We start from the raw sequence: 6,989 nt of genomic DNA on the forward strand, positions 1-6,989 counted from the left end.
GAAAAAAGATTACGGCGATTATAGATAAGCGTCACTATCAGCCCAATGTATTAGCTTCGGCAATGAAGGGGAAATCCACTTATACTATCGCATTATTAATTCCTGACGCAGCGAACCCTATATATGCCCAATATTTAAAATATATAGAGGAATACGGGCAAGAGTTGGGCTTTAGTGTTGTCATGTGCAGTACCGGAAGTGACCCAGAAAAGGAAGCTAAGCATATTACATTGCTAAAGCAGAAACGTGTTGACGGATTTATTATCGCCTCTTTCTTTAAAAATGAACCGGTTTTGAGACAGTTAATTGAGGAGGAAATCCCACTAGTATTTATTGCTTTTCATCGACCAGAACTTCCAGTAGGCAGTGTGGCTGGCGATGATTATTTAGGCGGTTATGTTGCCACTGAGCATTTGTTGTCTCTAGGACACTGTAGAATTGGAATTATCGCAGAGGAAGGAACAGCAAGTGGAGCAGAGCGCCCAAGGGGATACGAAAAAGCTTTAATAAATGCGGGAATAGAGGTAGATAAAAACTTAGTCATGACAACTACTGACCCGACAATTGAAGGAGCCCGGCTGTGTGCTAGAGAGTTGCTTACTAATAGACAAAGGCCTACGGCAATTTTTGGGTGTAATGATATATTAGCTATTGGCGCTATTATGGCAGCAAAGGAGCTAGGGATTAAGATACCAGAAGAATTATCTATTATAGGGTTTGATAATGCTGTGATGTGCAAGGTTGTAGAACCTCAGTTATCTTCTATAGATATACCGATACATGAAATGGGAAGAAAGGCGATGGGGCTCTTAATTCAACAAATTGAACAAAAGGATAACACGAGACAACGTATCTCTTTGCTCCCAGAGCTTGTTATCCGTCAGTCAACAGCAAGACTTAATGAAAGAGAATCAATATAGAATTTAACTTCTATGAGCAGGGGATTTCCCCACTGCAAGCGGCAGTTAAATCTTGTATGAAAAAGAACTGAGCATAGGCAGCTTGCCTATGCTCAGTTCTTTTTAGAGTGCGCTTTCTACCAACTTCGCAAGAGTGATAAGGGATAAAAATTATAATGCGAGATATCAGGAACTCGATAATATCAACTAAAGAGAGATAAAGATATACAAAGGGGTACTTTCAACTATCTATACAGAGCTATAATTACAAAAACGATTTGAATATAAATTTTTTTGGGAAAAAGTCATTGAAATATTATGGCTTATAGGATAGACTAAAGACAACTTAAGGCAATCGATAACCCTATAAAAACAGATAAAGAATACGGTTACATTTTATACAACATAAAGAAGAGAAAAAGTAACGAAGCAGGTAATATTTCTTAGAATTAATATATATCTATATTGTGTTATAATAAGCGGTTAGATAAATACTAGGAAGAGTATGACTTTAAAGATTGGTGTAATAGGAACCTATATAACCTGTTAATTTATGGATTATAATATTATTTCGAATAGCTTATAGATGAGTTACGCTTTATTTTGGACAGACTTTACCTGTTAGTGAAGTTGTCCTTTTTACACTATAGGAAAGTATAAATTTCCAGCTAGAAACGAATTCGGCGCAGGCGAGAGTGTAATGAGAATTAGAGGATAAGTTTTCAAAAAAATCGTATCCAAAGCTTTGGTATTAAACATTCAATTATTTAATATCGGCTATATATACTATATTAATGAAGGAAAGAGAGGATGGATGTTTCATGATAGAAAGAAAAGTTGTTATCCAGCTCCAGCCTGGTCTTCAGGCTCGATATGCAAGTCAATTTGTAAAAAAATCAACTTCCTTTAACAGTGAGATAAATATTATTAAAAATGAGAGGGTAACACCTGGAAAAAGTATTATGGGGGTAATGACCTTAGCTATTAGAAACGGAGAAGAAATTACCCTGCTTGCAAATGGAAGCGATGAAAAAGAGGCCATTGCAGCTCTAGAAAGGTTTCTTTCTGGCAGGGAGTGTTGAACATATTACAGCACTTATATCGGCGAGCTAACCCGATAACTTCCGGTTTAATCAATAATATGGCTGATAGAAAAAGAAGGTAGAACGGCATGTTCTGATGAGAAATGTGTAGTTTCAACTAGAACTGAATGAAGAGATGCAACAAATTAATCATTTTTTTCGATAATAACAGATAAATGAAGTTTCAAGTAAAGGGACATGCGTATCCTTAATGTTGTAAAAATGCAAAACTTTGATGACAGGGAGATAAAAGATGAAAAAGAAGCTGCGTATCCTATTGATTAGTTCGTTGTTTCTAGTCATTTTAATAGGATGCATAGTCAAATTCTGTAAAGCAGAGGATAAACCTAAAGTAGTTGTTGTTTTAAAAGATTTTAATTCTGAATACTGGGAAATCACTAAAGCAGGAGTGGAAAAGGGGTTTCGGGATTTTGACGTAGACGGTAAAGTGATCGCACCTAAAGACGGAACAGTAGAGTCACAGCGAGATATGTTAGAGAATGTTCTAAAAGAGAAGCCAGATGTATTAATAGTCTCTCCGACTTCTCCAGATCGCATCATTCCTGTATTAGAAAAATTTGTAAAAAAGAATATTCCCGTATTGCTATTAGACACATACGATCCATGGAAAGACAAAACTGCATATATTGGTACGGATAACCTTAATCTGGGCAGAATAGCCGGAGAATTATTAGCTTCACATCTGCAGCCTGGAGATGAAGCGGCCTTGATTGGCGGAGATATTCCAGTTATAGGTAAGCGAATAGAAGGGGCTAAAATGAGTTTAGAAGCTGCAGGGATCAAAATAGCGACAGAAAAAGTAGGATTATCAGATCATGCCGAGATAACCAAAAAAGCAATGGAAACGATTTTACGGGATGATCCTGATGTCAAAGGCATCATTACTACAAATGACATCGTGGCTGTAGATGCGTTAAAGGTTATTAAGGAGCACGGGCTTAAAATACCAGTCATAGGAGCAGATGGAATTATCAAAATGATTAAGTTAATAGAAGATGGAACATTAACTGATACAGTCGCACAAAATCCTTATGATATGGGGTATCTAAGCATTGAAACTGCATTGAAAGTCATAAAGGGAGAGGACGTTAAAAAAAATATTGATACGGGCGTAGATGTTATCAGTCAAGATAATGCGAAGCTGAAATTAGACTTCCTCAAAGGATTGGTGAAATGAGGTTCTGGTGCAAATACAATGAAAGTTTGAAAATATAAATAGACTTCTTTCGAAAGCCTACCTTATGCTGTACATCCAAATAACTGATGTATACAGTCCTTCTGATTTTTGACGGACTTCTCCTGTAAGAAAACTTGCTTCTTTCGAGGCATATGCATCGCTTCCATACTATTCAATATCTTTCTTTTCTTGCTCGATTAACAGAGGCATTCCTTTAATAAGGGATGTCTTTATTTATTGAGCAAACGAAGGAAGCACCTAATTATTTTGAAAATATTAGATCCCATTTTCAGAAAGACTAAAGAAACGGATACTTGAGATTAATAAAAATAACTTACATGCTATCTATTCATTTGACGAAATCTAAGTTAATTTAGGAATATGTTTCAATTTTGGAGGAATGGACGGATATGTTGAAAATACGGAACGTAAAAATGAAAGATTTACCTGAACTTGTAGTTATTGAACATTGTTGTTTTACAGAAGAAGAGGCTGCGACGAAAGAAGCATTTGAAAAGCGCATTCAATTGATTCCGGATAGTTTTTTTGTAGCTGAAAAAGATGGTGTGATAGTGGGTTTTGTCAATGGGCCGGTCATTGGAACAGCATTCATTACAGATGACTTATTTGGTAATGTAAAGGAAAATCCAGCATCTGGCGGTCACCAAAGTGTTTTAGGATTAGCAGTGTCCCCGCATTTTCAAAAACGAGGTGTGGCATTAGCATTACTTACACATCTTGAAAAAAATGCAAGAGAGAACAACCGTGAAACGATTACACTCACTTGTAAAGAGAACTTAATTCGCTTCTATGAAAGCTATGGATACCGCAACCTCGGGGTTTCAAGTTCTGAGCATGGTAGAGTCATTTGGTACAACATGAGTAAAAAATTGCAGTGAATGTTTTATCGGCTCTAAATCAGAGAACTGCGCCATCTTATCGCCCTGAATGCAGAAAGAAAGCGATAAGGTCTGCGATTAAAATCGATAAAAAGCCAAAATTGAGGAACACCTGAGAGAATTAAAAAAGAATGTTTTTTAAACAAATGGAGGCTTTTCTAAAACAAAGCAATATTATTGATCTTCAGAATTCAGACATAATTGATAAAAATAGAGTTAGCCATAATATACAAGAATTCATTTATAACTAGTATATTATGGCCTGTTTTTTGTGTAAAAAATATTTCGAATTCACTTTCTATTCCTTATTGGGGGTGAAGTGAAAGTGATGCATATGCTGAAAAAATGACAGCTCCAACGAGGGATAAGGTCTATCCAGAGTGAGGTTGAATTCATACATAAACGATTTGAAGCAGTATCATAAGTCATAGCTGAAAAGGATACCGAAGCTCTATATTTCTAACCAATCATATCTGCACCAAAACTGAAAATTAAATGAACTACAGTACGGCTTTGTCAAAAATTTCACCAAACTAGTAAAATTAGTTTTATATCTAGAATAACTGAATTTGATAAACTTTCATTTGTAAAGGCTTTCATGATAAAAATTAAACAACTGTAGGGGGAAAGATGATGAAGAAAAAGTTATGGGCTCCATTGCTTTGCAGCGTAATGTCTACGGTTATGATGGCAGGCTGTGCAGGAAGCAGCACTGAAAAAACATCGGCAGATTCGAAACAAGCTGAAACGGTCACTATTAAATTCCATACTTTTGGGAACGAAGAATCTTATAACTGGAAAAGCACTATTGCTGCTTTTGAGAAAAAGTATCCGAACATTGATATTGACTTAGTGACTCTTAGTGAAAAAGGCGACACTCAGGAAGCAATCAAAAAGCTGGATCTTGCAGCTGCATCTGGAGAAAAAATGGATGTGCTCATGTTCAGTGACGCAGCAAGTTATGCACAGCGCGTAAACATGGGAATGGTTGCACCAATTGATGAATTTATTAAAGAAGAAGGCTACAAAGTTCCTGAAGAATATAAGGTTGACACAAAAGTAGATGGCAAATATTATGCGCTGCCAGGTAAGTTTAACCCTTGGTATGTTCTCTTAAATAAAGATCATTTGGCAGCAGCTGGTCTTGAGGTTCCGAAAGACTGGACGTGGGATGAATTTATGACATACGCAAAAGCGATGACAAAAGACGGTCATTTCGGAACATACTTTCATGGACCGCAGAATGGCAGCTGGATGGAATATATGAAGCTTGCGCTTGCGAGTGAAGCTGACAATACGGAATTTATAACAGCGGATGGCAAATCAAACCTCGATAATCCATTGTTCAAGAAAACGCTTGAAATGAGATTAAAAATGGAAAAAGAAGATAAGTCAGCTGTTCCATACACAGACATCTTATCTCAGAAGCTGCATTACCGTAACCAGTTCTTTAATCAGGATGCAAGCTCCATTCTAATTGGCAGCTGGATGAATACAGAGCTTGGCGGCACGGATCAGTTCCCGTTAAACTTTGAGGTTGCAGTTGCTCCATATCCGAAAAACGAAAAGGGCGATGAAGGCGGCTATACGCCAGTAACAACAGACTATATGTCGGTTGCTGCAAATTCAGAGCACAAAGAAGAAGCGTATAAATTTATTCGCTGGTATACAACGGAAGGACAACTTGTCCAAGGTAAAAACATTCCATCATGGAGTAAAGTAAGTGATAGCGAATTAACTGCAATTATTGACAAGATTTTGGGCGGAACTAAAAATCCTGAGAAGGTAGATAAAGAATCTCTTATCAATGTCTTAACAAACGCTAAAGCATCCAAGATCATTCCACCTGTTTCCTATCAGGCTGAAGTTTATAAAGTGCTCAATGAAGAATATGAAAAGATGATTTATGGTCAGCAGGATGTCAATCAGACTGTTAAAGCTGCTAAAGAGCGAGTACAAGAAATTATCGACACTAACAAATAATAGTTGAATGTTTAAGCCCAGTTCATCGTGGTACTGGGCTTTTTTTACACGTTGTGAAAGTATAAATTTCTAGCTGGAAGCTAATTTGACCTATCACCATAACTTGTAGTTGATTATTTTGTTACTGTATGTCTATTTGCAATCATTATTCATTTAATGAAAAGAGCAGTCCTTGAAATGTCTCTTAGTGCATTTCTTATGTCCCCAGACTCAATGGGGAAGATCTGCTCATTCGATATATCAGGGAGTTTTAGGGATAAGGTATAAGTGCGGCTATGCCGCTGCCTTCACCCTTTTTATTCTGCTATAAGTAGAATGCCCTATTAGGAAGGAAGAAGTCAAAATTGTGTATAGATTAATCAAAATACTGTTAATAAAGGGAACAGGCACTCTTTTATAATAAAAGCATGGATCTACATCAAAGCGTGTGCTTGAACCTACAGATAGAACCATTTTCCTTCTTTAATTATGTAACAGAATTAGGGGAACATTCGGAATAGCTAACAAAATGCTATATCAGAATCCTCAAGAACATGCTTTGATGTAGAATCAAAAACATTAAAAAATTGAGGTGAATAGGAATGAGTGCTAAAACAGAACTCTCAACACCCGCAAAGGTTACCAAGCATGCTAGAAAAAACAAAGTCTTCAAGGAAAAAAGTGAAAATGGAATCGGGTTATTGTTTGTGTCTCCGATGCTAATAGGAGTTTCTGTCCTGATGTTACTTCCTATTATTGCGACGTTCGTTCTGAGTTTCGCGGACTGGAGCTTTATTACGAATCTTTCACAGTTAAAGTGGGTCGGGTTTGCTAACTTCAGCAAAATCCTAGGAGATAAAGTGTTCCTGAAGTCACTTGGGAATAATGCTCTATTTATTCTGACTGTCCCGATTTGTATGCTGATCTCACTTTTGTTAGCGATTGCAAT

At 36.8% G+C, this 6,989-nt stretch carries 5 protein-coding genes and 1 pseudogene; all 6 read left to right on the forward strand.

What is annotated here, in order from left to right:
- On the forward strand, positions 1-920 hold a 920-nt coding region (locus tag EP737_RS24465; protein WP_165350920.1), incomplete at its 5' end, for a LacI family DNA-binding transcriptional regulator.
- An 800-nt stretch (positions 921-1,720) separates the two neighbouring features.
- Positions 1,721-1,981, forward strand: a complete 261-nt coding sequence (locus EP737_RS24470; RefSeq protein ID WP_129731930.1) for an HPr family phosphocarrier protein — start codon at positions 1,721-1,723, stop codon at positions 1,979-1,981.
- A gap of 253 nt (positions 1,982-2,234) precedes the next feature.
- Complete coding sequence (locus tag EP737_RS24475) at positions 2,235-3,179, forward strand: sugar ABC transporter substrate-binding protein (RefSeq protein ID WP_129731932.1); 945 nt, start codon at positions 2,235-2,237, stop codon at positions 3,177-3,179.
- A 410-nt stretch (positions 3,180-3,589) separates the two neighbouring features.
- Positions 3,590-4,078 (forward strand): GNAT family N-acetyltransferase, encoded by a 489-nt coding sequence (locus EP737_RS24480; protein WP_129731934.1) that lies wholly within the window; start codon positions 3,590-3,592, stop codon positions 4,076-4,078.
- Between the two features lie 633 nt (positions 4,079-4,711).
- Complete coding sequence (locus tag EP737_RS24485) at positions 4,712-6,061, forward strand: ABC transporter substrate-binding protein (protein ID WP_129731936.1); 1,350 nt, start codon at positions 4,712-4,714, stop codon at positions 6,059-6,061.
- 581 nt (positions 6,062-6,642) lie between these two features.
- A pseudogene (locus EP737_RS24490) lies at positions 6,643-6,989 on the forward strand (sugar ABC transporter permease); the annotation flags it as partial.

It is taken from the genome of Ectobacillus funiculus, from assembly GCF_004138295.1.
Lineage (GTDB): Bacteria > Bacillota > Bacilli > Bacillales > Bacillaceae_G > Ectobacillus > Ectobacillus funiculus.

Excerpts from the sequence above, each read along its gene's own strand:
- EP737_RS24475 (WP_129731932.1), top strand. The coding sequence starts at position 2,235 with ATGAAAAAGAAGCTGCGTATCCTATTGATTAGTTCGTTGTTTCTAGTC.
- EP737_RS24485 (WP_129731936.1), top strand. The coding sequence starts at position 4,712 with ATGAAGAAAAAGTTATGGGCTCCATTGCTTTGCAGCGTAATGTCTACG.
- EP737_RS24470 (WP_129731930.1), top strand. The coding sequence starts at position 1,721 with ATGATAGAAAGAAAAGTTGTTATCCAGCTCCAGCCTGGTCTTCAGGCT.
- EP737_RS24480 (WP_129731934.1), top strand. The coding sequence starts at position 3,590 with ATGTTGAAAATACGGAACGTAAAAATGAAAGATTTACCTGAACTTGTA.